The following is a 26,494-nucleotide window of genomic DNA, read 5'->3' on the forward strand; positions in this document are numbered from 1 at the left end:
ATGCGCGTCCGGAACGCTTCTGCGCATCTGTAATGTGCATTATCGTCCGGGCGCAGGAGGTAGCCGGTGAATCGGTACGAGCGGTTGAACGCGCTGCTGGAGCTGTTGGCCGAGCGCGGCAAGATCGAGGTTGACGACATCGCCGAGGAACTGGACGTCTCGGGGGCGACCATCCGGCGCGACCTCGACCACCTCGCCGAGCAGCAGTTGCTGACCCGGACCCGGGGCGGCGCGGTGGCGCACTCGGTCGCGTACGACCTGCCGTTGCGCTACAAGACGGTGCGCCGGGCCGGTGAGAAGCAGCGCATCGGGCGCGCGGCGGCCGGGCAGGTGGCGCGCGGCGCGGTGGTCGGCATGAACGGCGGCACCACCACGACCGAGGTCGCCCGCGCCTTGATCACCAGCGCGGACGTCGGCGGCGCGGAGGGCGACGGGGTGATCACCGTGGTCACCAACGCGCTGAACATCGCCAATGAGCTCGCGGTGCGCCCGCAGGTGAAGCTGGTGGTCACCGGCGGTGTCGCGCGGCCGCAGTCCTACGAGCTGATGAGCCCGCTGGCGGGGCGGATCCTGAGTGGACTGAGCCTCGACGTGACCTTCCTCGGGGTGGACGCCATCGACCCCGACGTGGGCGCTTCGGCGCATCACGAGGGGGAAGCCGACATCAACCGGATGCTCGCCGAACGCGCGCGCAAGGTGGTCGTGGTGACGGACTCCTCGAAGATCGGCACGCGGGCGTTCGCGTCGATCTGCGCGATCAGCCAGGTGCACGTGCTGGTGACCGACACGGATGCGCGCGAGGAGGACGTCCGCCGGTTCCGCGAACGGGGTGTCGAAGTCGTTCAGGTGTGATGGTGACTAGTGCTCGCCGGAAGCTCACCGTGAACAAGACTTCTCATGTCGCCCCGGCCACGTCGGCGTTCCTCACCTCGGACGAGGGGTGGAGCCGGTGCCTGCCGGCCGGTGGCCCGAAGGTCACCGCATCACCACGGTCGGGTGGCGCATCTGGTTGTCATGGGTGTTTGTACGGAACAATGTACGCCCGTGAGCGAGGACAACGAGTCGCTGCTCTCGGCGGCCGCACGGGGTGACCAGGCGGCGTGGAATGAACTCGTCTCGCGCTACGAGGCGTTGCTGTGGTCCATCGCGCGGGGCTTCCGGCTGAGCTCCGCCGACTGCGCGGACGTCGTGCAGAACACCTGGTTGAAGCTGGTGGAGAAGCTCGACCGGGTGGACGACCCGGACCGGCTGGCCGGGTGGCTGGGCACCACCGCCCGGCGCGAGTGCCTCCAGCTGCTGCGCCGGGCCGAACGGCGCAGGGTGGCGGACCTGCCGCCGCCCGACGTGCCCGACGACGGACCGCCGGTGGACGAGGGGCTGCTGGTCGCCGAACGCGACGCCGCGCTGCGGCGGGCCGTCGAGCAGCTCTCGGACAAGTGCCGGGAGCTGATCCGGGTGCTGATGGTCTCGCCGCCGCTGACCTACCTGGAGGTGTCCGCCGTGCTGGACATGCCGGTCGGCAGCATCGGCCCGTCGCGGGGCCGGTGCCTGGACCACCTGCGCGCGCTCACCGAGGAGCTGTGATGGACGACGACGAACTGGTCGAGCGGCTGCGCGCGCTGGCCGAACCCGTCCCCGAGCACGTGCGGCTCGCGGCTCGGGCGGCGCTGGGCACCCGGCGGCTGGACGAGGAGCTGGCCGAACTCGTCCAGGACGCGCCGGCGCTGGTGCGCGCCGGCGACGAGGTCCGGGTGCTCACCTTCGAGCACGGCGGCGTGGCGCTGGACGTGCAGGTCGACACCGACCTGCGGGTGCTGGTGACCGGCGCGTCCGGCGACCTGGTCGTGGAGAGCCCGGACGGCCGCGTCACCGTGCCGATCGGGCCGGACGGCTGGGTGTCCGCGCCCCTCCCGCACCGGACCCTCCGGCTGCGGGTGACCGGCGACGACGGCCGGACCGTGGTCACCCGCTGGTTCTCCGCCTGACCGCCGGGCCTCCGGGGTCACAGGGGTGCGGGCGAGTTCGCTTCCTGGACCAGGACGCTCGGCGTGCCGGTGGCGTCGGCGGGCACGGTCCAGACGTCGTTCACGCCGTCGCTGCGCTGCATGCCGTACGCGATGGTGTTCTCGTCCAGCCATGCGGGCTGGTCGTCCACGCTCCGCGTCTCCGCCAGCGGCGTGACGGCCAGCGTCGCCAGGTCCATGGTCGACAGCCGCCACCCCTGCTGCGGGTCGCCGTTGACCGCCGCCTTGTACGCGATCCGCTTGCCGTCCGGCGACAGCGACGGGCACTCGACGTTCTCGGCCAGCGCTGTCACGGTCCGCGCCGCGAAGTCGCCCGCCATCAGGTAGCGGTGCCCGCCGGTCGACATGGTGGCGTAGAAGCGGTTGTCGTCGGCGGTGAAGGTGACACCCCAGTAGTTGCGGTCGGCCGCCTGTACCGCCCTTCCGTCCACAAAGGACGCGAAGTCCTCCAGTGACGTCACCAGTGCGCCGGACTTCGTGTCGAGGATGCCGGTGCTGGTGGAGAAACCGTTGGCCGCGTAGGAGTGGCCGTCCACGAACAGCGTCCACGCCACCATCCGGCCGCTGGCCGAGACCCGCGCCCGGTTCGGGAAGCCGATCAGCGGCACCGTCTTGAGCTCGCGCCGTGACGAGTCCAGCACGGCCAGTTCGCCGGCCTTCAACGCGCTCACCGGCCGCAGGCACGCGGTCGTCCCGCCGGCGGTGTACGCGCGGTCGCACCGCTCCTCGGTCACCTCGCGCGGCCCGGACGGGTCGGTGCTTGACACGGCCGACAGCCTGCCGTTGCTGAGCACTTGGAGGCGCGGGCCGGAGACGGTGCCGGACTCGATGTCGGGTTCGGGGGTGGCGGACAGCGCGGTGTAGCCGACCGCGACGCCGCCCAGCAGGAGGGCCGCGGCGGCGGTCACGGCGATGCGGGCGCGGGTCGACAGCGTGCTCACGGGCGGCGTCCCAACAGTGCGGCGGTGGCGGCGAGTGCGAGGGCCACCCCGAAGGCGGCCAGTCGGGTGGCGGTCTCCGGCCCCCAGAACTGCCAGGCGAGCCCGAACAGCACCGACGACCCGAGGTACGCCAGCGCCTGTCCACTTTGGATCAACGCGATCCCGGTGGTGCGCAACCGCTCCGGCAACTGCGGTCCGGCCAGGGCCATCAGCACGCCGTCGGTGGCGGCGTAGAAGACCCCGTACAGCACCAGCACCGCGACCACCAGCGGCCACCCGCCGAGCGGCCCGAAGATCAGCAGGTACACCGCGATCAGCGCGCCGTACCCGCCCAGCACCACGGGCAGCCGGCCCACCCGGTCGGCCAGTGCGCCCAGCGGCGCGGCCAGCAGCAGGTAGACCAGGCTGGTGCCGACCGCGAGCAGCGGGAACCAGCCGATCGCCAGCCCCTCCCGCTTCTGCAGCAGCAGGTACACGAACCCGTCGCCGATGGTCGCCAGCCCCAGCACGGACGCCGCCAGCACCAGCCGGCGGACGCCCTTGTCCCGCAACAGCCCCGTCACCGCCGACGGCCGGATCGGAGCCGCCGGCACGGCCGAGCGGTGGTCGCGCACGAACATCACCAGGATCACCACCCCCAGTGCGGCGATGCAGAAGCTGGTGACGAACACCGCGTCGAACGACTCGGCCGCCGCCGCGAGCACCGCCAACGCCACCAGCGGCCCGATGAACGCGCCGACCCCGTCCATCGCCCGGTGCACGCCGAACGCCCGCCCGAGGTCGCCGGCCGGCGTGGACAGCGTGATCAGCGCGTCCCGGGGCGCGGTGCGCAGCCCCTTGCCCGCCCGGTCGGCGGTGATCACCGCGCCCAGCAGCGCGGTGGACGTGCCGGCCGCGAGCAGGCCGAGCTTGGCGACCGCGGACAGGCCGTACCCCAGGCCCGCCACGGCTTTGCGCTTGGTGGTCCGGTCGGCCAGGTAGCCGCCGACCAGCCGCAGCAGCGTGGTGGCCCCGGTGTAGACGCCGTCGATCACGCCGTACGCGGCCGGGCTGAGCTGGAGGCCGATGACGAGGTAGAGCGGCAGGACGGCGGTGACCATCTCGGAGGAGACGTCGGTGACCAGGCTGACCGCGCCGAGCGCGACGACGTTGGCGCTGACGCCCTTCCAGCCGCCGGACTTGGGGCGGTCGATGGTGGACAGGTACACGGCAGGACCTTCCTTTCCAGGCGCGCGGGGTGCCGCACCCGGTCGGGGGACCGGGTGCGGCGGCCGGGATCAGTGACAGGCGGTGGTGCCGCTGTCGGTGAAGGACTTGCCCGCTTCGGGCACGAACTGCCAGTCGAAGCTGGTGCTGTGCAACGTCAGCTTCAGCACGCCGTAGGTGTCGCTGTTGCGGACCTCGCTGTTGGGCTTGATGGTGCCGAAGCTGTAGTGGCTGGCGCCGCCCATGCCCGCGACGAACGTGCGGATGCCCCGGGTGTTGTCGAGCGCGCCGCTCGGGTTCTGCGGCGCGAAGCGCTCGTACTGGTGGTTGTGGCCGAACAGCACCACGTCGGCGTTGTAGTCGTACAGGGCCTGGAACAGCGGGCGCGTCGACGTCGACGGGGCGTGGTTCGCGCCCGAGGTGAACAGCGGGTGGTGCCAGTACGCCGCCGTGCACGGCTTGCTGCTGGCCGCCAGGTCGTTGCGCAGCCACGTTTCCTGGGCCGAGCCCGCCGACATCGAGACGTTGGAGTTCAACGAGACGATGTGCCAGTTGCCCAGGTCGAACGAGTAGTAGCCCTGACCGGACGGGCCGGCCTGCGCGCCGAAGTAGCCGTAGTAGCCGGTCGCGCCGCTGGTGTTGTAGTCGTGGTTGCCCGGCGACGGCCGGGTGCGGGCCTTGTGCCTGCCCCACGTCGGGTTGTAGTAGTTGGTGAACTCGCTCGTGGTGCCGTTGTCGTAGACGTTGTCGCCGGTCGTCCAGACGGTGCCGGGGATGTTGTCCAGCAGCGCGGCGGTCGCGCTGTCGCCCGAACCGGAGTTCGAGATGTCGCCCGCGCCGACGAACACCGGGTCGCCGGACTGCGGCGGCGTGGTGGTGGTCGTCGCCGTCGTGCCGGTGGTGACCACTAGCTGCGGAGCGGTCGCGCCGGTCTCCCGCGAGTCGTAGTCGGCCCCGTCGCCGCTGGACGAGGTGACGCCGAAGCTGAACGTGCCGTTGCCCGTGACGTAGGAGGTCACGTCGACCTCGTACCAGGCGTTGCGGGACACCGAGCCGAGTGAGCCGAGCGTGCCGCCGTCGATCGCCGGCTGGTTGTTCCAGGTGACACCGGTCTCCGACCACGTGGTGTCGGTCATCGACCTGAACGTGCCGCCGTTGGGGCTCTGCGAACCCGAGACGTCGTCGGTGTGCACCCGCACCTTGGCGCTGGTGACCGTGCCGGACACGCCCGACACGCCGAACTTGAGGAACAGGCGTTTGACCGGCGAGTTGTCCACGCCGAGCTGACCGGACGCACCGTAGTTCGTGCCGGTCGCGGAGTTGTCGACGTAGGTGTCCGCGGACGGGGTGAAGGTGGTGGTGGCGGCCGACGCGGCGGGTGCGTTGTCGGACGAGGCAACGATGGTGAGGGTGGTCGCGATGAAGACGCCGACGGCGACCACCGCGATGGGGGCCCTGCGACCTGGCATGCCGTAACCCTTCGCTTCCTGATGTACGGGACAAGGGCCTCGCAGACGGTAGGGACGTGTGGGCACGGTGGAGTGATCGCCCGGCGGCAGGGTGGTGAACGGCGGACAAACGCCGTTACCCGCTGCGTTACTCCGCATACTTGCGGTCGTTGAACTACGTGACGGAGTCTCGGGAAGGCGGCGGATGTACGACGTTGTGCTGTTCGGGGCCACCGGGTTCACCGGCGGGCTGACCGCGGCCTACCTGGCCGCGCACGCGCCGGAGGGCACCAGGTGGGCGTTGGCCGGGCGCAACCGGGCGAAGCTCGCCGCGGTGCGCGAGCGGTTGGCCGCGATCTCCCCCGCGGCGGGCGCGTTGGACCTGCTGGTCGCCGACGTCGCCGACGACCGGTCGCTGCGGGCGGTCGCCGAGTCGGCGCGGGTCGTCGCTACGACGGTCGGGCCCTACGTCGAGCACGGCGACGGCCTGGTGGCGGCGTGCGCGCGGGCCGGGACGGACTACGTCGACCTGTGCGGCGAGCCCGAGTTCGTGGACCGGACCTACCTGCGCCACCACTCGACGGCCGTGGCGAGCGGCGCGCGACTGGTGCACTCCTGCGGGTTCGACTCGATCCCGTACGACCTCGGCGCGTACTTCACCGTGCGGCGGCTGCCCGAGGGCGTGCCGATCTCGCTGGAGGGGTTCGTCAGCGCGTCCGCGACCTTCTCCGGCGGCACGTTCCACTCGGCGGTGACGGCGTTCTCCCGGCTCCGGTCGTCGGCCGACGCGGCCCGCGAGCGCCGGCGCGCGGAAGGCCGGCCGGCGGGCCGGGTCGTGCGCGGCCGGGTCGGACCGCCCCGGTACGACCGCCGGGTCGGGGCGTGGGTGCTGCCCGCGCCGACGATCGACCCCCAGGTGGTGCTGCGGTCGGCGGCGGCGCTGGACCGGTACGGCCCGGACTTCCGCTACCGCCACCACATCGCGGTGCGCCGGCTGCCGGTGGCCGCCGGCCTGGTCGGCGGGGTGGGCGCGCTGGTCGCCCTGGCGCAGCTCCCGCCGGCCCGGAAGTGGTTGCTGGAGCGCCGGAAGCCGGGGGAGGGCCCGTCGGCGGCGGAACGCGCCCGGTCGTGGTTCCGGGTGCGGTTCTTCGGCGAGGGCGGTGGGCAGCGGGTGGTGACCGAGGTGTCCGGCGGTGACCCGGGCTACGACGAGACGGCGAAGATGCTCGGGGAATCCGCGCTGTGCCTGGCTTTCGACCACCTGCCCGAGACGCGGGGACAGGTGACGACGGCGGTGGCGATGGGCGACGCGCTGACCTCCCGCCTGGTGGCGGCGGGCATCCGGTTCGAGGTGCGCTGACGAAGGCTGGGGCGTGTCCGCCGGGGTCATGACCGGCCTTGGCCCGGGGCGGCTCGGGGCTGAACGGGGTCGTGAAGAACAGCCTTCCTGCGGACACGCCCTAGTGCAGTTCCCGTTGTGCCGCGCGGAAGACGACGTCGGCGACGCGTTGCAGCGGCGGTGAGTCGAGCTTCCACTGCTGCCAGTACAGCGGCACGTCGACCGGGTGGTCCGGGTGCAGGTGGACCAGGCGGCGGTGACGCTTCACCTGGTGTTCGCTGAGCAGGGCCCAGCCCGCGCCGGCGGCCACGGCGTCCTCGAACACCGGGCCGTCGGGCAGGAGGTGGCGGTGCGCGGACGCGGGGTGGCCGGTCACCGAGCGGCAGAACGCGTCCTGCAGGTCGTCCTTCTCGTCGAACACCACCACCGGCAGGTCCGACAACGGCTTGCCCTGCCACCGTTTCGCGAACGCGCGAGCCGCCACGGCGTGGTACCTCATGCTGCCCAACGGCCGGACGCGGCACCCCTGCACGGGGTGCGGCGACGACGTCACGGCGGCCACCACCAGGCCCTGGCGCAGCGACTCCGCGGTGTGGTCCTGGTCGTCGCGCAGCAGGCCCAGCACGATGTCGTCGTCGTGCGCGAGTTCCTTGACCACGGCCCGGAACCACGTCGACAGCGAGTCGGCGTTGACCGCCACCTGCACGGGCGTCGGGCGTTCGACAAGACCGAGGCCGGCGAACGCGTCCTGTTCCAGCAGCGCGAGTTGGCGGCCGTAGCGGGCGATGACCGTGCCGGATTCGGTCAGGCGCGCGGGTTTCGCGCGGACCAGCAGCACCCGTCCGGTGCGTTGTTCGAGGGCTTTGATGCGTTGGCTGACCGCTGAGGGCGTGACGTGCAGCGCCTTGGCCGCGGCGTCGAACGTGCCCTCGTCCACGACCGCCAGCAGGGTGCGCACCGACTCCGGATCAAGCATCACGAGCGCTGATGATACGTAAGGAACTGTAGCTGGGCTTATCGCCGCTCGGTTCCTAGCGTGGTGGCATGACGTACGCGGTGCTCGCCGGACTCGGGACCGGGCTGTCCCTGATCGTGGTCATCGGTGCCCAGAACGCCCTCGTGCTGCGACAAGGTGTTCTGCGCCAACAAGTCGTGGCGATCGTGGCGATCTGCGCGGTGTCCGACGCGCTGCTCATCGCGTTGGGCGTCGGCGGGGTCGGCACGGTGCTCACCGCGTGGCCGCCGGCGTTGACCGCCGTGCGCTGGTTCGGCGCGGCGTTCCTGATCGGCTACGGGGTGCTCGCGGTGCGGCGGATGCTGCGGCCGACGGCGCTGCGGGTCGGCGGCGCGGCGTCGGCGGCGATCGTCACGTGCCTGGCGTTGACGTGGCTGAACCCGCACGTCTACCTGGACACGGTGGTGCTGCTGGGCACCGCGTCGACCTCGTTCGGCGGCGACCGCTGGTGGTTCGGTCTGGGCGCGATGGCCGGCAGCGTGCTGTGGTTCACCGCGCTCGGGTTCGGAGCGCGGCGGTTGTCGGGTGTGTTCACCCGCCCGTCGGCGTGGCGGGTGCTCGACGGCGTGGTGGCGGTCGTCGTGACGGCCACCGGGGTGTCGCTCGCCCTCGGCTGACGGCCCGGCGCGGCCGTGCACGAGGAGTTCGCCGGCTACGCGTCCCGCCCCGACGAGCCGCGGTGACGGCGCGTCCTCGACCCCCTCAGCCGAGATCGGCGAAGAACGCGCGCACGTCGGCCACGAGCAGGTCCGGGGTTTCCATCGCGGGGAAGTGGCCGCCGCGGTCGAACTCCGTCCACCGCCGCACGTCGTAGGTCTGCTCCACGACGCCCCGCGCCGACAGGATGATGTCCCGGGCGAACACCGCCACCCCGAGCGGCACGGGGCACGGGGGGCCGCCGGGGGTGGATTCGCGGGCGAGCCGGAGCGCGGACCCGGCGGTGCGGGTCAGCCAGTACAGCGCCACGGTCGCGATCAGCCGGTCGTCGTCGAGCCCGGACTCCGGGTCCTTCCACGCGTCGAACCGGTCGCCCACCCAGCCGAGCAGGCCCGCCGGCGAGTCGGTGATCCCGTAGGCCACGGTCTGCGGTCGGGTCGAGTGCATCACCTGGTAGCCGGGGCGCTGCGCGAGGAACCGCCGGATCGCCCCGACGCGGTCGACGTCTTGCGGCGAGAGTCCCTCGGTGCTCGCGGGCGGGGGCGTGGGCAGGTAGTTCACGTGCACGCCGACCACCTTCTCCGGGGCGATCGCGCCCAGCGCCAGGGAGATCCCGGAACCGAAATCGCCGCCCTGCGCGCCGTACCGGTCATACCCCAGCCGCTGCATCAGCACGGCCCACGCGCGGGCGACCCGGTCGACGCTCCAGCCCCGGTCGTGGGTCGGGCCGGCCGGGCCGAAGCCCGGGATGGACGGGATGACCAGGTGGAAGTCCCGGGACAGCGGCTCGATGACGTCGAGGAAGTCGAGCACGGAACTGGGCCAGCCGTGGGTCAGCACCAGCGGCAGGGCGTCCGCGCGGGGCGAGCGGACGTGCAGGAAGTGCACCCGCTGGCCGTCGATCGCGGTGGTGAACTGCGGCCACTGGTTGAGCGCGGCCTCCTGCGCCCGCCAGTCGAACGCCTGCCAGCGCGCGGCCAGCTCACGGGTCCGGGCCAGCGGCTGGCCGTAGCCCTCGCCGGGTTCCTCCTCCGGCCAGCGGGTGCGGGCCAGGCGGTCGCGCAGGTCGTCCAGGTCGGCCTGGGGGATGTCCAGCGTGAACGGCTCGATCATGACGACTCCGTTGGTCTCACCAATGTTGGTGAGACCAACAGTAGCCGTTGTCGTTGGCCCTGCCAACGAATAATTCCGGACCGCGGGGGACGCCGGTCGTGCGCCCCGCGGCACGACCGGCGGTTTCCGCGACCGGGGACGAGCCGACCCCTCGACAGCTCGTCCGCCGCGCGGAAGCGCTACGCCGGGTCCGCCGGCACGTCCGGCAGCGGCCCGACGACCCGGGTGGCGCCGAGCGCCAACCCGAGCTGGAACCGGTTCTCCACGCCCACCCGGTCCATCAGCGCCCGCATCGTGTACGCGATGGTGCGCTGGCTGATGCCCAGCTGCTGCGCCGCGGACGAGTCCGTGTGGCCCTCGGCGAGCAGGCCCAGCACGGCCTGCTCGCGGGATGTCAGCTCGATCGGCGACACGCCGCCCCTCCGCGGGTCCTCGGCCGTGGACCACAGCCGTTCGAACAGGCCGACGAGCGCGTCCACCACGGCCGGGTCGTCGAGTTCCAGCGTGCCCGCGTCGAGGTCGAGCGGGTCGGCCGGGAGCAGCGCCACCCGGCGGTCGAAGACCATCAGCTTGAGCGGCACGTCCGGCAGCTCCCGGTAGTCCCACCCCGCCTCGCGCACGGTTCCCCGGGCCCGGTCGCCGTCCTCCGGCGGCACGCCGCACGTGCGCACCTCGATGCCGCGCGCCAGCAACTGCCGGTCCAGCGGCAGCGCGGCCCGCACGGCGTCCGGCGTGAACGAGCGCTCCGGGTTCAGCGACAGGTGCTCGCGCCGCTCCACGGCGTTCAGCTCGGCGATCCGCCGCCGGGTCGTGGCGCGGTCGGCCAGGTGGATCGCCCGCAGACCGGCCACCCTCGGCAACGCCGCCCCGACCACCGCGCGGTGTCGTCGCGCGTACTCGCCCAGGTCGACCACCGTCGGCCGACGCCGGCGCAGCTCGCGGAGCACGGCGGCGGGCGCGACGGGCTCCCACGCCCCCGCTCTCCGGCGCGGCGCGACCGCCGCCCGCACCGCCAGCAGTTCCTCCAGCGCGGCCCGCGCCCGGCGCACCGGCAGCCCCAGGTCCGCCGCGAGCGCGGGCAGCGACCGGGCCCCGAACGTGGCCAGCGCGCGGTAGACCAGGTCGGCGTCCGGGGACAGGCCCCACCGCCACAGGAGCGGGATCGCCGCACCCCTCGCCAACCCCGCCGGACCCGCCGCCATGCCGTGACCCCCCGTGCTCGACACCCGACACTCAACCGGCCGGCCCGTTCGCGGGGCAAGCGCGAAGACCGCGTTGCACAAACACGCAACCGCCCGCAGCGGGTTATCGTTCGGCATGGCCACCTGGGACGACGTGCGCCGACTCGCGACGGCGCTGCCCGAAGTCACCGAGCGCCCGTCCTACGACGGGCTGCCCGCCTGGCGGGTGAAGGACAAGCTGTTCGCCTGGGACCGGCCGCTGCGGCGCGGCGACCTCGCGGCCCTCGGCGCGGCCGCCCCGGACGGCCCGGTGCTCGGCGCGAGCGTCCCCGACCTCGGGGTGAAGGACGCCCTGGTGGTCGACGACCCGGACGTCTACTTCACCATCCCGCACCTCGACGGGTACGCCGCCGTGCTGGTCCGGCTGGACCGGGTCGACGTGCCCGAGCTGGCCGAGCTGATCACCGAGGCGTGGCTGTGCAAGGCCCCGAAACGGCTGGCCAAGCAGTTCCAGGCGACCCTCGACGACTGATGCGCCGATTACCCCTCGTCGTCGCGGGCACCTGGCTGACGGTGCTCGTCGGGCTGCTCACCAACCTGGTCACCGGCGATTCGCCACCGTGGTGGCTGTGGGTGGTCTGGGTGGCCGTCGCGCTCGCGCTGACCGCCGTCGAACTGCGCCGCCAGCGCGGGACGTGGTCGTTGCTGGGCGGCGCGCCCGAGGCGACACCGCGCGACCGGGCACGGGCGTTGAGCCGGTCGGGCGAGCACGTGGCGGCGGCGCTGCGGGAGGAGTTCGCCTCCGTCCAGCCGCTGACGCTGTCCCTGCGTTCGGGTGATGAGGTTTCGGACTCGTTGGTGGCCGCGTACGACGTGGACGAGTCGCTGCTGGTGCTCGGCGCGGCCGGGGCCGGCAAGAGCACCGAGTTGCTGCGGCTGGCGCGCGTCCTGGTCCGGCGCGCCGAACGCGCCCACCGCGTGCCCCAGCCCGTGCCGGCGGTGCTGTCGCTGGCCGGCTGGGGCCGTCGCCGCCGGGTTTCGCTGCGCCGCAAGGGACCGGACGAGCCGCCGGCGCTGCTGGACTGGCTGCTGGCCCAGGCCCGGACGCGGTACGGCCTGCTGCCGGACGTGGCACGGGCGTGGTTGCGACAGCGACAGTTGGTGCTGTTGCTGGACGGGCTGGACGAGGTGCGCGCCGACCTGCGCAGGGCGTGCGTGAAGGCGATCGACGAACTGGCCGCCGACCCCGCCGCGCCACCACTGGTCGTCACCTGCCGCACGGGTGAGGGCGCGCTACCGGCGCTCGCGCGGACGGTGACCGTCGAACCGTTGACATCCGACCAGGTAGAACGGGCCATCGGTCCGGGCTTTCACGACCTGGTCGACACCCCGCTCTGGCTGCGCGTGGCACGCACCGCGCACCCAACCGGGTCGGGCCGCGGTCTGCTGGACGCCTACGTCGCCGAACTGCTCGGCCGACGTGGCGGGAGCGCGGCCGAGCAGGACCGGCTGCTGCGCGGGATCGGTCTGCTGGTCCGGGTCGCGGAACGGACCGACGACCCGCGCACGGCCCCGACCAGACCCGGCGCGAAGGCCACTTCACTGCCGAACGAGGTGGCGCTCGCCGTGCGGCGGTGGGTGACCCCCACCCTCGTCGCCGGAATCCTGGCAGCCGGGGCCGCGCTGCCGCTTGCGCTGTCCCGCGGGCTGTCGACCGGGCTGCTGTCGACCCTGCTCGTCGCCGGGTTCGCGTGGGTGCTCGGGTGGCATCGGGCCGGCGCGTGGCCCACGCGCCACGCGGTCGACCCCGTGCGGAGCACGACCCGCCGGATCACCGGAGCGCTGGGCGGACTGGCGCTGGGCGTGGTGATCGGGTTGGCGGTCGCGGTGTTGGCGGCCGCCGCCGCGGTGGTGCCGGAGTTGGTCCTGCCCGCCCTGGCGTTCTACACCGGGACCGTGTTCATCGTGTCGGCCGCGCTCAGTCACCGCGTATCCTTGCCGAAGCTGATCATCACGACATACGTGGTCGTGGTCGTGATCGCGGCCGCAGTGGGCTTCCTGCTCTCGCTCGCGCCTGAGGGGTTCGACGTGGCGTTCGTCGCCGGTGGGCTGTGCGCGATCTGCTGTCGCGCCGTGGTGGACGCCTCTGCGGGCGGTGTCCGGCCGGGAGCCGGGCGGGTTCACCGGATCGGACGATGGGCACCGATGGTGGCCTCGGCGGCGGGAGCGGTGGCGGTCGGCCTCGCGACCGTGGTCGGTGCGCCGGCGTCGGGCCCGGTTGTGGCGCCCTTGGTCGGTCTGCTGATCGGCCTCCTCGCCGGCTACCCGCTCGCGAGCTTGACCAGCGTGCTGTTGCGCGGGTGGTGGTGGAGTTCGGTGACGGCGTGGGCGGGGATGTTGCCGTGGCGCACCCGGCGCTTCCTCCGCACAGCCGCCGCGTGCGGTCTGGTCACCGCTGACGGCCGAGCGTTCCGGTTTCCGCACCTGGTGCTGCGCGACCACTTGAGGGCGGTGGACCTGGTGGACGGCCGGGTGCGGGGCGGGCCGAGCGCTGAGTCGCGCGATCAGGTGCTGGAACGGGTGGTGCGGCGGCTCGGCGCGCGCCCGGCCGACTGCCCGAGACTGCTGGATCTTTCCCGGCGCTTCCGGGTGTCCGCGAGTCCGTCGCAGGAGCTGGACAGCAGCGGGACCAGGCTGGTGGTGTGCGGGCCGGCCGCCGAGACGTCGTCGGTGCTGCTGGAAGTGGCCCACGTGCTGGCAGCCAAGGCTGTTGCGGACGACGCGGAACCGGTGCCGGTGCTCCTGGATCTCGCCACCTGGCCGGGGCCACCCATCCCCGGGGTGGTCCGGCCGTTCACGGCATGGCTGCTGGGGCGGCTGCGGGAGGACTACGGGATCGACCCGGCCACCGGGTTCGACTGGCTGGTCGACCACCGGCTGGTTCCAGTGGTCGACGGCGTGCCGCCGGACCGCCTGTGGTACTTCGCGATGGTCGAGGAGTTCCGGCACGCCCACGGGTACCTGCCGATGGTCGTGGCGGGTGGGGCGTACGACGGCGAGAGGCCGGAGCAGATGATTTCGGTCGTGCCGGTGTGACGCGGCGCGCCCCTCGCGAGGACGCGCCGCGCCCGGCTCACCACGTGCTGTTCTGCCACCCGGTCCCGAGGTAGACCTGGTCGAAACCGTTGCCGTCGTTGTCGTCGGTGTAGACGACGGTGATCAGGCCCCACGCGTCCACGCCCAGCGCGGCCTCGTCCTGCCGCCCCGTCGCCGTCTGCACGGTGTTCTGGCGCGGCAACCGGCCCTCGACCGAGCCGTCCGGGTTGAGGCCCTGCGTGACGACGTCCGAGGCGACCACGGACGTGACCACCGCGGCGCGCTGGTCGTCGATGCCCACCTGCGGATCGGACCCGGCCACCAATGTGTCCACAGTGGACCCGGCGGTTCCGTTGGCGCTGAAGGACCGGACCGCGGTCTGGAGCGCCCCGGTGTGGTCGGTCTCCCACCCGACCACGAAATCGCCGTTGAAGTTCGCCGCCACCGACGCGTGCCGCTGCTGCCCGCCGCCGGCGGCGTTCACCGCGGCCTGCGCCAGCTTCACGCCACCGGCCGGGGTGAGGGCCTTGCGGGCGACGTTGAAGAACCCGTTGCCGTCACCGTCCTCGTCCCACACGACGATCGCGTTGCCCGCCGCGCCCATGGCCACGTCCGGCCGCTGGTGCGTGCCGCCGTTCGCGTGCACCTGGGCCTCGTAGGTCTTCGCCGTCACCGACGAGAAGCCCGCCACCCGCACGGTCGCGTTGGTGGTGGACTGCTTGTCCTCCCACACAACCGCGAAACCCGCGCTGTCCGGGTCGGCGGCCACCGCCGCGACGCTCTGCTGACCGTCGGACGACGTGTTCGCCGTGGTGGAACCGGCGATCGTGCCGTCAGTGCGCACTACCCGCACGGCGATGTTGTAGAAACCGTTGCCGTCCGGGTCTTCCGACCACACGACGACCGCGCTGCCGTCGTCGTGCAGCGACACGTCGGGCTGCACGTGCGTCCAGTTCCCGGTGCCACCGGCCGACAGCTTCTTCTCGTACCGGGAGAGGCCGTCCTCGAACAGCCGGATCCAGACGTCGCTGTGCAGCGCGTCACCGGGGTTCGCGGTGTCGCGGTCGTCCTCCCACACCACCGCCGTGAAGCCGTTGCGCACGGCGGACACCGCGGCGTTGTCCTGGTCTCCGGTGGCGGTCGAGTTCGCGGTGGTCCACGCGACCGCAGCGGACGCGGTGCCCGTCGTGACGAGCATCAGCGCGACGGCCAGTGCGATGATCTTCTTCATGGCGCCTGCAATCCGGGGTTGCCTGCCTGGACGACATAGCTCTGCACCGTCTTGACCGGGTAGTCCCGCACGGTCACCTTGTCCACGCAACGGAAGTCCACCGCGACCTGGCTCGGCGTGGTGACGGTCCTGACGTATCCGCGCAGGTTCTTGTAGAACTTGACGTGCGGGTTGAGCGCGGACAGGCCGTTGTCGGCCGCGTTGCCGTCACCGCCGGACGTGATGGACGTGGTCACCAGTTCGGTGCCGACGACCCGGTCCTGGGTGGTGTAGTTGAACATCAGGTTGCTCGCCCACGACCGGTGCACGTCGCCGGTCAGCACGACGGTGTTCTTCAGGCCCGCCGCGTCCCAGCCGCGCTGGAGCCGGTCGCGGTTGGCGGTGTAGCCGTCCCAGGCGTCCATCGACCGCGCGCCGTCCGCCGAAGCGAGCTTCTGCGCGAAGAACACCTGCTGCCCGAGGAAGTCCCACGTGCCGAGCTTCTCCCGCATCCCGTTGAGCAGCCACGTCTCCTGGGCGTTGCCGATCAGCGTGCGGGTCGGGACGTCCGCCTCCGGGCACACCTTCGTGCCGTCGCCGCACGCCTGGTCGTCGCGGTACTGCCGGGTGTCGAGCAGGTGGAACGTGGCCAGCGAACCCCACCGGATCCGGCGGTGCAGTTGCATGTTCTCCGCCGTCGGGACCTGCGCGGGTCGCAACGGCATGTGCTCGTAGTACGCCTTGTACGCTGCCGCGCGCCGGGCCTTGAAGTCGCCGGTGGGGGAGCTGTCGTTGCGCACGAGGTTGGCGTAGTTGTTCTCGACCTCGTGGTCGTCCCACACGACCAGCCACGGCGCGGCGGCGTGCGCGGCCTGCAGATCCACATCGGTCTTGTACTGCGCGTGCCGCACGCGGTAGTTGGCGAGGCTGGAGATCTCCGCCGTCGGCGCGTGCTTGCGGACGTTGGTGGTGGACGCCGCGCCCTCGTAGATGTAGTCGCCCAGGTGCAGGATCAGGTGCGGGTTCTCCTCCGCCATCCGCCGGTACGCGGTGAAGTAGCCCGCCTCGTAGTGCGAGCACGAGGTGAACAGCATGGTCAGCGCCGGAGACGTGCCGGGTGCGGGCGCGGTGACCGCTCGACCGGCACCGGAGAGGAAGCCGAGCGCGCGGAAACGGTAGTAGTACTCGCGTCCTGGCTGGAGGCCAGCGACCTCGACGTGCACACTGTGCGCCCACGCCTGCACGGCGGTGGCCGTGCCGGATTGCGCGATCTGGGTGAACCGCTGGTCGGTCGCCACCTGCCACTCGACGGTGACGTTCGCGCTCGACATGCCGCCCAGGCCGTCCGCTGCGAGCGGGGTGGGTGCGAGCCGGGTCCAGATCACGAACCCGTCCGGCGAGGGCTCACCGGAGGCAACGCCGAGCGTGAAGGGGTAGGCGACCGCGTTGGCCGTGGTGGGTGCGAGGACCGAGACGCCGGCGGTGGCGATGCCGCCGGCGATCAGGGTTCGCCGAGTCAATGGGGACATGGACGGTGTGCCTCCTTCTCAGGACAACGCGCGACCGTTGTCCTCACGCGGTGACGTGGGCCTGCCAGTCGGTGGTGACCTGGTCGGCGTAGCTCGGAGCGATCGCCCGGGACGAAGTCAGGTCGGCGGAGGTGCTCCGGTGGGTCGGTCCGTCGTCGGTGGCCCCGTTGCTGAGCAGGGGCAAGGCGTGGTCACGGGCGTAGACGACCGTCACGGGGTCACGGGTCACCCCGGTGGCGCCGGCCGGTGGCGCTGGGACCAGGAGGACGGCGACTGCGATGACGGCTGATCGACGCATTCCTAGATGCGTACACGCTCAAGGTGAGCGCACGCCATCCTCCACATGTACACCGGGTTGTCTTGGTTGGCGGGTGCGTTGAGCCGAAGTACCCCTGCGAAACGGGCAAAAGGACCAGCGGCGGACCGCCCGGCATGTGGCCGAGTGGTTCGGCGTCGACGCGTCTGGTACTGCTGCCATCGGCGTCCGCCGGGCCGCGTACTCGCCGTCCACCGGGCGGTGCGTGCGCGGGTGTCGACCACCAGCGACTCCAGTCCGGCCGATGCCAAGTCGAACGGGAGTGCGCGACAAGCAGCAGCGCGTGGCCCTCGCGGGCGAGCAGCGACGCCGACTGGTCCATGATCCCGCGCGGCATCCCGACGTCCACTTCGGACAGCTCGCTGATGGCCAGCGCGGTCGCGCTCTCCACCGCGCCTTCCGCCTGCTCCTACGTCACGCTCAGCACGCCGTCATAGCGTCGCGCGGCGGTCACGCGCGCCGCGTGCGGCAACGCGATCGGCAGCACGAACCCGTCGTTGTAGTGGATGCGTGGACGTGCTGCGTCGCGAGTGCGCACCGATCGCGGCGATCCGCCGCCGGCCCAGGCCGACCAGGTGCCCGACGGCGGCACGGGCGGCGGTGTTGTCGATGCCGACGTGGTCGAAGGGCAGGCCCACGTGGTGCTCGCCGAGCAGCACCGCCGGCAGTGCGGCGAGGTCCCTTTCCCGCAACGGCTCCGGGCGCACGATCGCACCGTCGACCAGGTGCGTGGCCAGCGCGGCGAGCGCGTCCCGCTCGACCTCGCGGGTGCCGGAGGTCCGCTCGATCAGCACGTCTCAGTCGTGCCGCCGCACCGCGCGCAGCACCAGCCCGGCCCGGCGGGTGACCGCGAGCCGAAGTCGCGCCGGCCGGAGGTACATCGTTGTTCCAACGATGCAAAACACGTCACGCCCGCGCGGATCGACCGAAACGCCCTGGTCCGGGGCCGGTCCGCTGCTAACGTGCGGTCATGAAAGCCGCCGCCGTCCTGGGCACGGTCCTGCTGGTGCTGCTGACGCCGCCGGCGTTCCTCTACGGCCTGTTCGCGTTCACGCCGACCATCGGCTGCGAGGACTCGAACACCGGCGTGTGCGCCTACGGGCAGCTGCCGATGATGCTGAACCTGCTCGGCCTGCCGGTCCTGGTGCTGGTGGCGCTGCTGGGCACGTGGGTCGGCCGGACCGGCCGCTCCACCCGGCCGCCGCGCTTCCTGGTGCCCTACGTCGGGATCCTCGCCGTGCTGGGGCTCGAATATCTCGGTTACGCGATCGCCTCGTCGTGACCAGCCTCCCGGTGTCATGGAGACCAGCGACTGATGTCCACGGCGACCTTGCTCCGGGAGCTCGACCACGACGTGTGGGAGCCGTTCCGCAGCGCTTACCGAGGTCTTGACACGGCGGCGTTCCTGGCGGTGCACAGCCCGGACCTGATCCGCGCCGGCGGCCCGGCCCGCAACGTCCTGGGCCACGCCGACTACGCCCGGCAGATGGCCGAGTGGTTCGCCCGGGTGGCCGCGAACGGCGACTCGCTCGACATCCGGTTCCGGTTCGCCGAACGGCTCGCGTCCGCCGACGCGGCGAGCGAACGCGGGCTGTTCCGGATCGACGCGATCCGCGCCGGCGAGCCGAAGGTGTTCTACGGCCGGTTCCACGTGCTCTGCCGCAAGCTCGGCGGCCGGTGGCGGATCGTCGTGGACTACGAGGCGGACGAGGAGACGACCGAGGAGGCGTTCGCGGCCGGCGCGGCACCCGACGACGTGGCGGCGTTCGCCGGGTGGCGCCCGGCCACCGAGACCGCCAGCCAGATCAGCGCGCCGCCCGCCAGCACGTGCACGCCGCTGGTCAGCGGGGTGTCGGGCAGGCGGGCGGCGATCGCCAACGCGGGCAGCGCGACGGCGTAGGTCCACACCGGCACGCGCGGGTGCACCTTCGCCCGCAGCATCGCGACGGCGAACAGCACGGTGCCGACGGCGAACACCAGCGCGCTGGCCAGCAGCACCAGCCTGGTCGGGGCGGCGGGCTCGACGCCGAGCGGGAACAGCACGACGTTGAGCGAGTACGCCGCCGCGCCGAACAGGCCGAGCCCGATCACGTTGACCGCGTAGGCGATCGAGCCGAACCGGCCGGTGCGGTCGACCTGGCCCAGGTGCAGCGCGGTGATCAGCGGCAGCGCCAGCGCCGGCGAGAGGCCGACGGCGAGGCTGGTGGGCAGGGTCTCGCCGACGAACGCCTCGGCGGCCCCGGTGACCACGATCAGGACTCCGGACAGGACGCCGAACACGGCGCCGAAACGCAGCAGGAAGGTCATGGTGGCGACGCTAGGAGCGGGGCCCGGCCGGCCGGGAGTGCCGACCGGCCGGCGTCGGGGGTGCCGTCGGGCACGTGCCGTCCGGCACCCCCGCCCGCGCCGTGCCGCCGAGTAGCCTGCGCTGGTGCGCCCGGTTCCGTGGTTGTCCCCGTTGCTGTACGGGGTCGTGCTGGTCGCCGGCTGCTACGCGGGGCTGACCGGGCTCGGCGCGGTGCGGCCGGAGTTCGTGGCCGGCCTGGTGGTGCTGGCCCTGGTGGACGTGCTGGAGCGCCGCCGCTACCCGGCGCGCACCCCGTTCACGGCCGCCGCGGCGCTGCTCGCCGCACGGGCGGCGCTGGTGGTCGTGGTGGTCGCCGCGGACGGGTCCGGGATGTCGCGGGTGCTGCTGTTGCTGGTGCCGTTCGGCGCGTACTTCGTGTTCGGCCGGCTGGTCGCGGTCGGGCTCGGGCTGGGCTGCCTGGTGCTGCTCGTGGTGGCCTTCGAGGTGACCTCGCCGGGGTGGTCGCGGCAGGTCGAGCAGGTGTCCGACCTGCTGATGTTCACCGTCGGGCTGGTGCTCACGGTGGCCATGGCGGCGGTCGCGGTCGAGGAGCAGCGCGGCCGGGCGCGGCTGGCCGAGCTCTCGGCGGCGGCCGAGCGCAACCGGGTGGCGCGCGACATCCACGACGGGTTGGGGCACCACCTGACGGCGGTGAGCGTGCTGCTGGAGAAGGCGTCCGCGTTCCGCGACCGGGACCCGGCCGTGGCCGACCGGGCACTGGCGGACGCGCGCGAGTCGGCCCGCCGGGCGCTGGCGGACGTCCGCAGTTCGGTGCGCACGCTGCGCGAACCGTTCCGGCTGGCGCCGGCGCTGGGGGAGCTGACCCGGGGGCTGAAGGTGGCGCTCGACTGCCGCGGCGACGAGACCGGCCACGAGCCCGCCGTCCTGTTCGCCGTCTACCGGGCGGCCCAGGAGGGGATCACCAACGCGCTGCGGCACGCGCGGGCGTCCAGCGTCGCTGTGACTGTCCATTGCGGACTGGCGGATGTGCGGCTGGAGGTGGTCGACGACGGTCGCGGGTTCGAGGTGGGGCAAGAGGGCTTCGGGCTGTCCGGGATGCGCGAGCGGGTCGCGCAGCTCGGCGGCGTGGTCGACGTGCGCGGCGGTGCCGGCGGCGGAACCCGGCTGGTCGTCACGATCCCGAGGCCGGCATGAACGACGTGCGCGTGCTGGTGGTGGACGACCAGCAGCTGATCCGGGAGAGCATCGCCTCGCTGCTGGGCATCCAGCCGGGGATCAGGGTCGTCGGCACGGCCGGCGACGGGCGCGCGGCGGTGGACCGCGCGGTCGAGCTGCTGCCCGACGTGGTGCTGATGGACGTGCGGATGCCGGTGATGAACGGGATCGACGCGCTGGCCGTGCTGCGCGGGCGGGCACCGACGTGCCGGGTCGTCATGCTGACCACGTTCGACGACGAGGAGTACGTCGTGCACGCGCTGCGCGGCGGGGCGAGCGGCTACCTGCTCAAGGACCGCCCGGCCCGGGAACTGGCCGCCGCCGTCCTGCTGGCGCACGACGGCATCGCCCAGTTCGACCCGGCGGCGGCGGCCCGGCTCGCGGCGGCGTTGAGCCGCAGCACACCGACGCCGACCATCGACCACGCGCTCACCGAACGCGAGGTGGAGGTGCTCAGGCTCGTCGCGGGCGGCAGCACCAACCGCGAGATCGCCCGACGCCTGTACGTCAGCGAGGGCACGGTGAAGAACCACATCTCCCGCATCCTCACCCGTTTGGCCCTGCGAGACCGAACGCAGGCGGCCCTCTACGCCCGAGACCACGGCCTCCTCTAGCTGTAGTGGCTGATCGGGTTGTTGGCGGCGTGTCGGTTGAAGACGGGGTGAACCGCGCCGAGCCCGCCCCGACCGCGGTCGACCCGATCACGGGCGCACCGCCACACCGGCATCCGCCCCGAACGCCCCGTCCCGGCGACCTGCCGCACGCCGACGCCGAGAAACCCGGCCGCCCCTGGACCCACGGCGAAGCCGAACGCCTCGCCCGCACCCTGCAACACGAGTCCGCCAACACCCAGGCCCGGACCGGCAACGACCACCGCCACTTCGACGCCGACCGCGCCCACTTGGGTCGAATGGCCTTCACGTCCGTCCGCGCTGTCCTAGCGTGATGCCATGCGAGCGGTGTTGTTGACGGTTCTGCTGGTGCTGGCCGCCTGCACGACGACATCGGAGTCCACTCCGGTGTCCGCGCCGGACCGCGATCCGACCGGGCGCGACCCCCTCGCGGTGGCGGCGGCGTTGCTGCCGCTGGACGCCTGTGCGCTCGGCGGGCTGGACCCCGCCACCGGCGTGCGGTCCGGACCGCACCTCTGCCGGGCCGGGATCGGCGGTCCGCGGGATGCCCTCTTGGTCGAGGTGGGGTCGCACGTCGACCGGGTGTTCAGCAGCGGCCGTGAGACGTTCGTGCTCGACGGCGTCCAAGCGGCGCGTCACAAGTCCTACAACGGCTGTGACGTCTACGTGCTGGTCGGGGCGGACCTCGGCATCACGCACTCCAAGGCCGACAAGGGTGAGCGAGCCTGCGAGGAACCCACCACGGCGGCCCGCGCGACGATCGCCGCGCTGCGGGACCCGGCGGCGGTGTCCCGCGCCGAGCCCCGTCCGGACACGTGCGACCTGCTCAAACGAGTCGCGGGTGATCGGCTCGCCGGCCTGTCGACCCGGTACTCCCGCAACCTGGGCCAGTGCCAGTCCTCGCGCGAGCTCACCAAGGAGCGCGACGGCGGCGACGGCTGGGAAGCGGTGTACCTGCTGGGCATCAGGTACGGGGTGCACGGCAGCATCGAGCCGGACGAGCCCGTCGTGCTCGCCGGCCGCCAGGCCATGCGGTACGACGGCGGGGACCGCTGCGAGTACACGTGGCGGACGGGTCCGTCGGGCCGGCCGCAGCCCGAGTACGCCGACCAGTTGATGATGGTGCGCGCGCCCGGCTGCGACGACGCCGCCGAACTGGCCACCGCCGCCATGGCCGTCGAGACGTCCGCGCCCGCCAAGGTCGACCCGCAGCGCCCGGTGACCATCCCGGCCTGACCCCCCGTCGAAGGGCCCGCTGCCGGCCACCCGGCGTTCGCCGGTTGTTGATGTTTCCGTTGCCCCGCTTCGACATCCTTGATCATGTCCGCGTTTGGCGGGCTGCTCAGGGCTGAACGGGTGAACCGGTCGGGTGGCGGCTAACGACGGCCCGGGGGTTGTCGACAGCAAGGCACCGACGTGCGCATACAGGGGGCGCTCCATGGCCAAGAAGAAGAACGAAGCGCTGCTGGCATCGCTCCGGCGATTCGTGCGCACCAAGGGCGCGGACTTCCTGCGCGACGACAACGTGTCCTCGATCGGCATCGGCTACAAGGTCGAGAACGGCAAGCCCACCAACGAGATCGCCGTCCAGTTCACCGTCAAGCAGAAGGCGGAGCCCGAGGCGCTGGGTGCGCTGGGCACCGAGCTGCTGCCGAAGTCGATCGTGGTGGACGGCGTCGTAGTGCCGACCGACGTGCTCGAACGGGACTACCGGACGAACTTCCAGGTCGTCGCCGAGCGCACCACCGGCGACCGCAAGGCCCGCCTCGACCCGATCGCGCCGGGCGTCAGCGTCGGGCACGTGAAGGTGTCCGCGGGCACCATCGGCTGCATCGTCTACGACCAGGTCGACGGGACGCCGTACGTGCTGTCCAACTGGCACGTCCTGCACGGCCCGGACGGCGCGATCGGCGAGGTGGTCGTCCAACCCGGACCGCACGACGACAACCGGGTCGAGCGCAACCGGCTGGGCACGCTGGTCCGCTCCCACCTCGGCGCGGCCGGCGACTGCGCCATCGCCACCGTCGAGGGGCGGGAGTTCGCCGCCGAGATCGTCGAACTCGGCGTGTCGGTGGACCGGATCGGCGAGCCGGAACTGGGCGACAAGGTCGTCAAGAGCGGCCGGACCACCGGCGTCACGCACGGTGTCGTGCGCCGCGTCGACACGATCGTCAAGCTGGACTACGGCGGCGCGGCGGGCGTCAAGGAGATCGGCTGCTTCGAGATCGGCCCCGACCCGGCCAAGCCCACCGCCGGCGGCGAGATCAGCATGGGCGGCGACTCGGGCGCGGCGTGGGTCTTCAAGTCCGCCAACGGCAAGCCCGGCAAGACGTTGGCGGGCCTGCACTTCGGCGGCGAGGCCGGCGGCAGCACCGACGAGCACGCGCTGGCCTGCCTGCCGCAGTCGGTGTTCGAGAAGCTCGGCGTGACGCTCAAGCCGCCCAGGCCCGAGGCGAAGCCGAAGAGGTCCGGGTTCGCGGTGGACTTCCTGGGCGTGCCGGTGGGCCTGCCGGTGCTGGGCGCGGCGGCCAAGGCGGACGCGGTCGTCGTCGGCGGCACGGAGGTCGTGGACTACACGCACTTCTCGCTGGCGCAGAGCAAGTCCCGGCGGTTCGCGTTCTGGGTGGCGTGGAACATCGACGGCAAGACCCTCAAGGCGATCAACCGCAGCGGGATCCCGTTCGTCCTCGACCCGCGCCTGCCGGCCCAGTTCCAGGTCGGCGACGACCTGTACAGGGGCAACCGGCTCGACCGGGGGCACGTGGCCCGGCGCGCCGACCTGTTGTGGGGCAGCCGGTCCGAGGCAGAACAGGCCAATGTGGACTCCTTCTGCTTCACCAACATCACCCCGCAGATGGACGACTTCAACCAGAGCGCGCGGCAGGGCCTGTGGGGCCGGCTGGAGGAGGCGCTGCTCGCCGACGTCGAGGTGGACGACCTCAGGGTCAGCGTCTACGGCGGCCCGGTGTTCCAGGCCGACGACCGGGTGTTCCGCGGCGTGCGGCTGCCCCGGGAGTACTGGAAGGTCGTCGCGTTCGTGGAGCAGGGCGTGCTCAAGGCCCGCGCGTTCGTGCTGACCCAGAACCTGAACCAGCTGGAAGCGCTGGAACTGGACGAGTTCCGGGTGTTCCAGGTCAAGCTGACCGATGTCGAGGCGCGCTGCGGCTTCACCTTCCCGCAACCGCTGCACGCGGCCGACACCCTGGCCGCCCCCGAATCGCTGGACGACCACCGACCGCTCGACGACCTGTCCGCCATCGAGTGGTGAGACCAGACCCGCGCGTCCCACGAGAACGGGGCGCGCGGGTCATTCCTCCCGCGACCCGCCCGGTCGCGGTACCGCTCCCGATCACTGCGGCGGGGTGGTCCCGGGCCGCCGGTGTCCTCCCGCGCTGTCGGAGCGCGACGAGTCGATCGGTGGCGCGTAGTCCTTCAGGCGGACCGAATCGTGCAGCCGCAGGCCGTTCGCGCCGAGCTTCGCGAGCAGCCGCCCGACCGGCACCGGCAGGTGGGAGACGAGGCGGCCGCCGTTGCGCAGCAGCCACACGTCGCGGCGCGTCCTCGGCACGATCCGCTTCGCCGCCCCGACCGCGAACGCCCGGCTGCGGCGCACGTACTCGCCGATCTCCCGCTCGTACGCGGCGAACGCCCGCACGTGGTCGCCGCCCGCCTCGGCCAGCTCGCCGGCGAGCACGTACGCGCCGACCACGGCCAGGCTGGTGCTCCCGCCGACCGCCGGGCCGGGGCAGTAGCCCGCGTCGCCGACCAGCGCCACCCGCCCCCGCGACCAGGTGTCCAGGCGGATCTGGGTGATCGAGTCGAAGTAGAACGCGCCGTCCCGGTCCAGCCAGTCCGCGACCCCCGCCACGCCGGCGAACGCCGCGCGCAGCAAGTCCCTCTGCCGCACCACGTCCCGGCGGTGGTAGTCCAGCTCCCGCGCGCTGCGGAACAGGAACACCGCCCGCGCGTCGGTCAGGTGGCGCGCGGTGTAGAGCGAGGCGATCAGGCCGGGTTCGACGTGGGTGATCGTGTGGTCGGCCAGGCCCAGGTCGTTCGGCAGCGACTGCACCGCCAGGTAAGCCCCGATGTACTCCTCGGGCACGTCCCCGAACACCAGCCGCCGGACGTTCGAGTGCAGCCCGTCCGCGCCGATCACCACGTCGAACCGGCGCGGCGCGCCGTGCTCGAAGGTCACCTCGCCGTCCTCGGAGATCGACGTGATCGAGTCGCCGAAGACGTACTCCACGTCGTCCTTGCCCGCGTCGTGGAACACCTCGCCCAGGTCGTCGCGCATGATCTCGACGTGCCGGTCGGACAGCGCGCCGAACAGCCGGCGCAGGTCGACCTCGACCGGGCGGGTGCCGGCGGTGTGCACGGTCATCCGGTCGGTGCCGGTCCTGAGCGCCCGCACGGCGGGCAGCACGCCCATCCGCTCGGCGATGTCCACGGCCGGGCGGAACAGGTCGACCGAGTGGCCGCCGGTCTTGCGCAGGGCCGGCGCGCGTTCCACCACCGTGACCTCGAAGCCGTACCGGGCCAGCCAGTAGGCCAGCACGGGTCCGGCGATGCTCGCGCCGGAGATCAGTACCTCCATGGTCACCACCTCCTTACTTAACGGATGGTAAGTGACCGGCCCCCCGGTCCGCAACGGCTTACCGACCGTTAAGTCGTTATGCTGCGGAGATGGCCAGACCGAGGTCCGACACCAAGGCCCGTGCGCAGGCGGTAGCCCGCGAACTGTTCCGCGAACAAGGGCTCCAGCGCACCAGCCTGCAGGACATAGCGGACCGGCTGGGCGTGTCGAAACCCGCGCTGTACTACCACTTCGCGTCCCGCGAGGACCTGGTGCGCAGCGTCGTGGAGCCGCTGTTCCACGCCGGCCGCACGTTCGTCGCGCAGGCCGAGCAGGGCGCGATGACCCCGCGCGAACTCCTGGCGGGCTACTTCGAGTTCCAGTACCGGCACCGCGACGTGGTCGAGCTGATGGTGCAGGAGCTCACCTCGTTGCGGGAACTCGGTCTGCTCGACCAGGTGTGGGAGTGGCGGCGGCGGCTCGGCGCCCTGCTGGTCGGCCCCGAACCGACCCTGGTCGACGAGGTGCGGGCGACAGTGGCGCTGGGCGGGCTCGCCGACCTGGTGATGACCTTCCCCGAGGCGTCCTACGACGAGCTGTGCGCGGCCGGGGTCGACGCGGCCTGCGCCGCCCTGGGCATCTAGGTCGCGGAGAGACCGGATGCAACGAATCGGGTCACTTCCGCATTGGG

General features: G+C 72.4%; 26 protein-coding genes and 1 pseudogene. 14 read left to right on the plus strand and 13 right to left on the minus strand.

The features are described from left to right. Window positions 1–66: 66 nt before the first annotated feature. The 3 genes from BN6_RS12880 to BN6_RS12890 all read left to right on the plus strand — a co-directional run bounded on the left by BN6_RS12880 (window position 67) and on the right by BN6_RS12890 (window position 1,985). The gene (locus tag BN6_RS12880; protein WP_015100082.1) at window positions 67–852 is read left to right on the plus strand and encodes a DeoR/GlpR family DNA-binding transcription regulator; all 786 of its coding nucleotides are present in this window, start codon (window positions 67–69) and stop codon (window positions 850–852) included. A 192-nt stretch (window positions 853–1,044) separates the two neighbouring features. Next, the gene (locus BN6_RS12885; protein ID WP_231905266.1) at window positions 1,045–1,584 is read left to right on the plus strand and encodes an RNA polymerase sigma factor; all 540 of its coding nucleotides are present in this window, start codon (window positions 1,045–1,047) and stop codon (window positions 1,582–1,584) included. Next, window positions 1,584–1,985, plus strand: coding sequence for a hypothetical protein (locus tag BN6_RS12890; protein ID WP_015100085.1), 402 nt, complete (start codon window positions 1,584–1,586; stop codon window positions 1,983–1,985). The genes BN6_RS12885 and BN6_RS12890 overlap by 1 nt, the downstream gene beginning before the upstream one ends. 17 nt (window positions 1,986–2,002) lie before the next feature. On the opposite strand, the gene BN6_RS12895 is transcribed toward BN6_RS12890, so the two are convergent. The 3 genes from BN6_RS12895 to BN6_RS12905 form a co-directional block, all read right to left on the minus strand. Beyond that, complete coding sequence (locus tag BN6_RS12895; RefSeq protein ID WP_015100086.1) at window positions 2,003–2,965, minus strand: TolB-like translocation protein; 963 nt, start codon at window positions 2,963–2,965, stop codon at window positions 2,003–2,005. Beyond that, a complete protein-coding gene (locus BN6_RS12900) occupies window positions 2,962–4,173 on the minus strand; it encodes an MFS transporter (RefSeq protein ID WP_015100087.1) in 1,212 nt (403 codons plus the stop codon). The genes BN6_RS12895 and BN6_RS12900 overlap by 4 nt, the downstream gene beginning before the upstream one ends. A gap of 69 nt (window positions 4,174–4,242) precedes the next feature. Continuing rightward, entirely contained in the window at window positions 4,243–5,640 is a 1,398-nt protein-coding gene (locus tag BN6_RS12905) for a CBM96 family carbohydrate-binding protein (RefSeq protein WP_015100088.1), read from the minus strand. 184 nt (window positions 5,641–5,824) lie between these two features. Between BN6_RS12905 and BN6_RS12910 the strand changes: the two genes are divergently transcribed. Then, the gene (locus BN6_RS12910; protein ID WP_015100089.1) at window positions 5,825–6,979 is read left to right on the plus strand and encodes a saccharopine dehydrogenase family protein; all 1,155 of its coding nucleotides are present in this window, start codon (window positions 5,825–5,827) and stop codon (window positions 6,977–6,979) included. 100 nt (window positions 6,980–7,079) lie between these two features. Here the strand turns inward: BN6_RS12910 and BN6_RS12915 are convergent, their stop codons facing one another. Next, window positions 7,080–7,934: a LysR family transcriptional regulator ArgP gene (locus BN6_RS12915; protein ID WP_015100090.1), complete on the minus strand. Its 855-nt coding sequence runs from the start codon at window positions 7,932–7,934 to the stop codon at window positions 7,080–7,082. 68 nt (window positions 7,935–8,002) lie between these two features. On the opposite strand from BN6_RS12915, the gene BN6_RS12920 reads away from it, so the two are divergent. Then, window positions 8,003–8,590, plus strand: coding sequence for a LysE/ArgO family amino acid transporter (locus BN6_RS12920; protein WP_015100091.1), 588 nt, complete (start codon window positions 8,003–8,005; stop codon window positions 8,588–8,590). 85 nt (window positions 8,591–8,675) lie between these two features. Here the strand turns inward: BN6_RS12920 and BN6_RS12925 are convergent, their stop codons facing one another. Continuing rightward, window positions 8,676–9,743 carry an epoxide hydrolase family protein gene (locus BN6_RS12925; protein WP_015100092.1) on the minus strand — a complete coding sequence of 356 codons (1,068 nt, stop codon included), beginning with the start codon at window positions 9,741–9,743 and terminating at the stop codon, window positions 8,676–8,678. 179 nt (window positions 9,744–9,922) lie between these two features. After that, complete coding sequence (locus BN6_RS41845) at window positions 9,923–10,969, minus strand: LuxR C-terminal-related transcriptional regulator (RefSeq protein WP_148302849.1); 1,047 nt, start codon at window positions 10,967–10,969, stop codon at window positions 9,923–9,925. 91 nt (window positions 10,970–11,060) lie between these two features. Here BN6_RS41845 and BN6_RS12935 point away from each other — a divergent pair, with 91 nt between their 5' ends. After that, window positions 11,061–11,456, plus strand: a complete 396-nt coding sequence (locus BN6_RS12935) for an MmcQ/YjbR family DNA-binding protein (protein ID WP_015100094.1) — start codon at window positions 11,061–11,063, stop codon at window positions 11,454–11,456. Further along, window positions 11,456–14,020, plus strand: a complete 2,565-nt coding sequence (locus BN6_RS12940; RefSeq protein WP_015100095.1) for an NACHT domain-containing protein — start codon at window positions 11,456–11,458, stop codon at window positions 14,018–14,020. Before BN6_RS12935 ends, BN6_RS12940 begins: the two co-directional genes overlap by 1 nt. Window positions 14,021–14,057: 37 nt before the next feature. Here BN6_RS12940 and BN6_RS12945 read toward each other — a convergent pair whose 3' ends face one another. The 4 genes from BN6_RS12945 to BN6_RS46645 all read right to left on the minus strand — a co-directional run bounded on the left by BN6_RS12945 (window position 14,058) and on the right by BN6_RS46645 (window position 17,869). Next, the gene (locus BN6_RS12945) at window positions 14,058–15,251 is read right to left on the minus strand and encodes a hypothetical protein (protein ID WP_015100096.1); all 1,194 of its coding nucleotides are present in this window, start codon (window positions 15,249–15,251) and stop codon (window positions 14,058–14,060) included. Beyond that, window positions 15,248–16,759, minus strand: a complete 1,512-nt coding sequence (locus BN6_RS12950) for an alkaline phosphatase D family protein (RefSeq protein ID WP_015100097.1) — start codon at window positions 16,757–16,759, stop codon at window positions 15,248–15,250. The genes BN6_RS12945 and BN6_RS12950 overlap by 4 nt, the downstream gene beginning before the upstream one ends. Window positions 16,760–16,802: 43 nt before the next feature. Next, window positions 16,803–16,973 (minus strand): hypothetical protein, encoded by a 171-nt coding sequence (locus tag BN6_RS46640; protein WP_158509381.1) that lies wholly within the window; start codon window positions 16,971–16,973, stop codon window positions 16,803–16,805. Between the two features lie 533 nt (window positions 16,974–17,506). Next, entirely contained in the window at window positions 17,507–17,869 is a 363-nt protein-coding gene (locus BN6_RS46645) for a type 1 periplasmic-binding domain-containing protein (RefSeq protein WP_015100099.1), read from the minus strand. Between the two features lie 176 nt (window positions 17,870–18,045). Here BN6_RS46645 and BN6_RS12965 point away from each other — a divergent pair, with 176 nt between their 5' ends. Next, entirely contained in the window at window positions 18,046–18,357 is a 312-nt protein-coding gene (locus BN6_RS12965) for a hypothetical protein (protein WP_015100100.1), read from the plus strand. Window positions 18,358–18,390: 33 nt separating this feature from the next. Beyond that, window positions 18,391–18,750: pseudogene (locus BN6_RS50180) on the plus strand (hypothetical protein); the annotation flags it as partial. A gap of 20 nt (window positions 18,751–18,770) precedes the next feature. On the opposite strand, the gene BN6_RS50185 reads toward BN6_RS50180, so the two are convergent. Then, a complete protein-coding gene (locus tag BN6_RS50185; protein ID WP_015100102.1) occupies window positions 18,771–19,382 on the minus strand; it encodes a hypothetical protein in 612 nt (203 codons plus the stop codon). A gap of 124 nt (window positions 19,383–19,506) precedes the next feature. Between BN6_RS50185 and BN6_RS49555 the strand changes: the two genes are divergently transcribed. Beyond that, a complete protein-coding gene (locus BN6_RS49555) occupies window positions 19,507–20,577 on the plus strand; it encodes a sensor histidine kinase (RefSeq protein WP_015100103.1) in 1,071 nt (356 codons plus the stop codon). Beyond that, window positions 20,574–21,212, plus strand: a complete 639-nt coding sequence (locus tag BN6_RS12980; RefSeq protein ID WP_015100104.1) for a response regulator — start codon at window positions 20,574–20,576, stop codon at window positions 21,210–21,212. The genes BN6_RS49555 and BN6_RS12980 overlap by 4 nt, the downstream gene beginning before the upstream one ends. On the opposite strand, the gene BN6_RS45580 is transcribed toward BN6_RS12980, so the two are convergent. Beyond that, window positions 21,209–21,433, minus strand: a complete 225-nt coding sequence (locus tag BN6_RS45580; protein WP_148302852.1) for a hypothetical protein — start codon at window positions 21,431–21,433, stop codon at window positions 21,209–21,211. The two genes, BN6_RS12980 and BN6_RS45580, sit on opposite strands and share 4 nt — an antisense overlap. A gap of 115 nt (window positions 21,434–21,548) precedes the next feature. Between BN6_RS45580 and BN6_RS12990 the strand changes: the two genes are divergently transcribed. Together BN6_RS12990 and BN6_RS12995 are read left to right on the plus strand one after the other, a co-directional pair. Continuing rightward, the gene (locus tag BN6_RS12990) at window positions 21,549–22,466 is read left to right on the plus strand and encodes a hypothetical protein (RefSeq protein ID WP_015100105.1); all 918 of its coding nucleotides are present in this window, start codon (window positions 21,549–21,551) and stop codon (window positions 22,464–22,466) included. Between the two features lie 202 nt (window positions 22,467–22,668). Then, entirely contained in the window at window positions 22,669–24,498 is a 1,830-nt protein-coding gene (locus BN6_RS12995) for a DNA/RNA non-specific endonuclease (protein WP_015100106.1), read from the plus strand. An 81-nt stretch (window positions 24,499–24,579) separates the two neighbouring features. Here the strand turns inward: BN6_RS12995 and BN6_RS13000 are convergent, their stop codons facing one another. Continuing rightward, complete coding sequence (locus BN6_RS13000; protein ID WP_015100107.1) at window positions 24,580–25,824, minus strand: FAD-dependent monooxygenase; 1,245 nt, start codon at window positions 25,822–25,824, stop codon at window positions 24,580–24,582. Between the two features lie 89 nt (window positions 25,825–25,913). On the opposite strand from BN6_RS13000, the gene BN6_RS13005 reads away from it, so the two are divergent. Continuing rightward, the gene (locus BN6_RS13005) at window positions 25,914–26,447 is read left to right on the plus strand and encodes a TetR/AcrR family transcriptional regulator (protein ID WP_015100108.1); all 534 of its coding nucleotides are present in this window, start codon (window positions 25,914–25,916) and stop codon (window positions 26,445–26,447) included. Window positions 26,448–26,494: the final 47 nt, after the last annotated feature.

This window comes from Saccharothrix espanaensis DSM 44229, assembly GCF_000328705.1.
GTDB classification, from domain to species: domain Bacteria; phylum Actinomycetota; class Actinomycetes; order Mycobacteriales; family Pseudonocardiaceae; genus Actinosynnema; species Actinosynnema espanaense.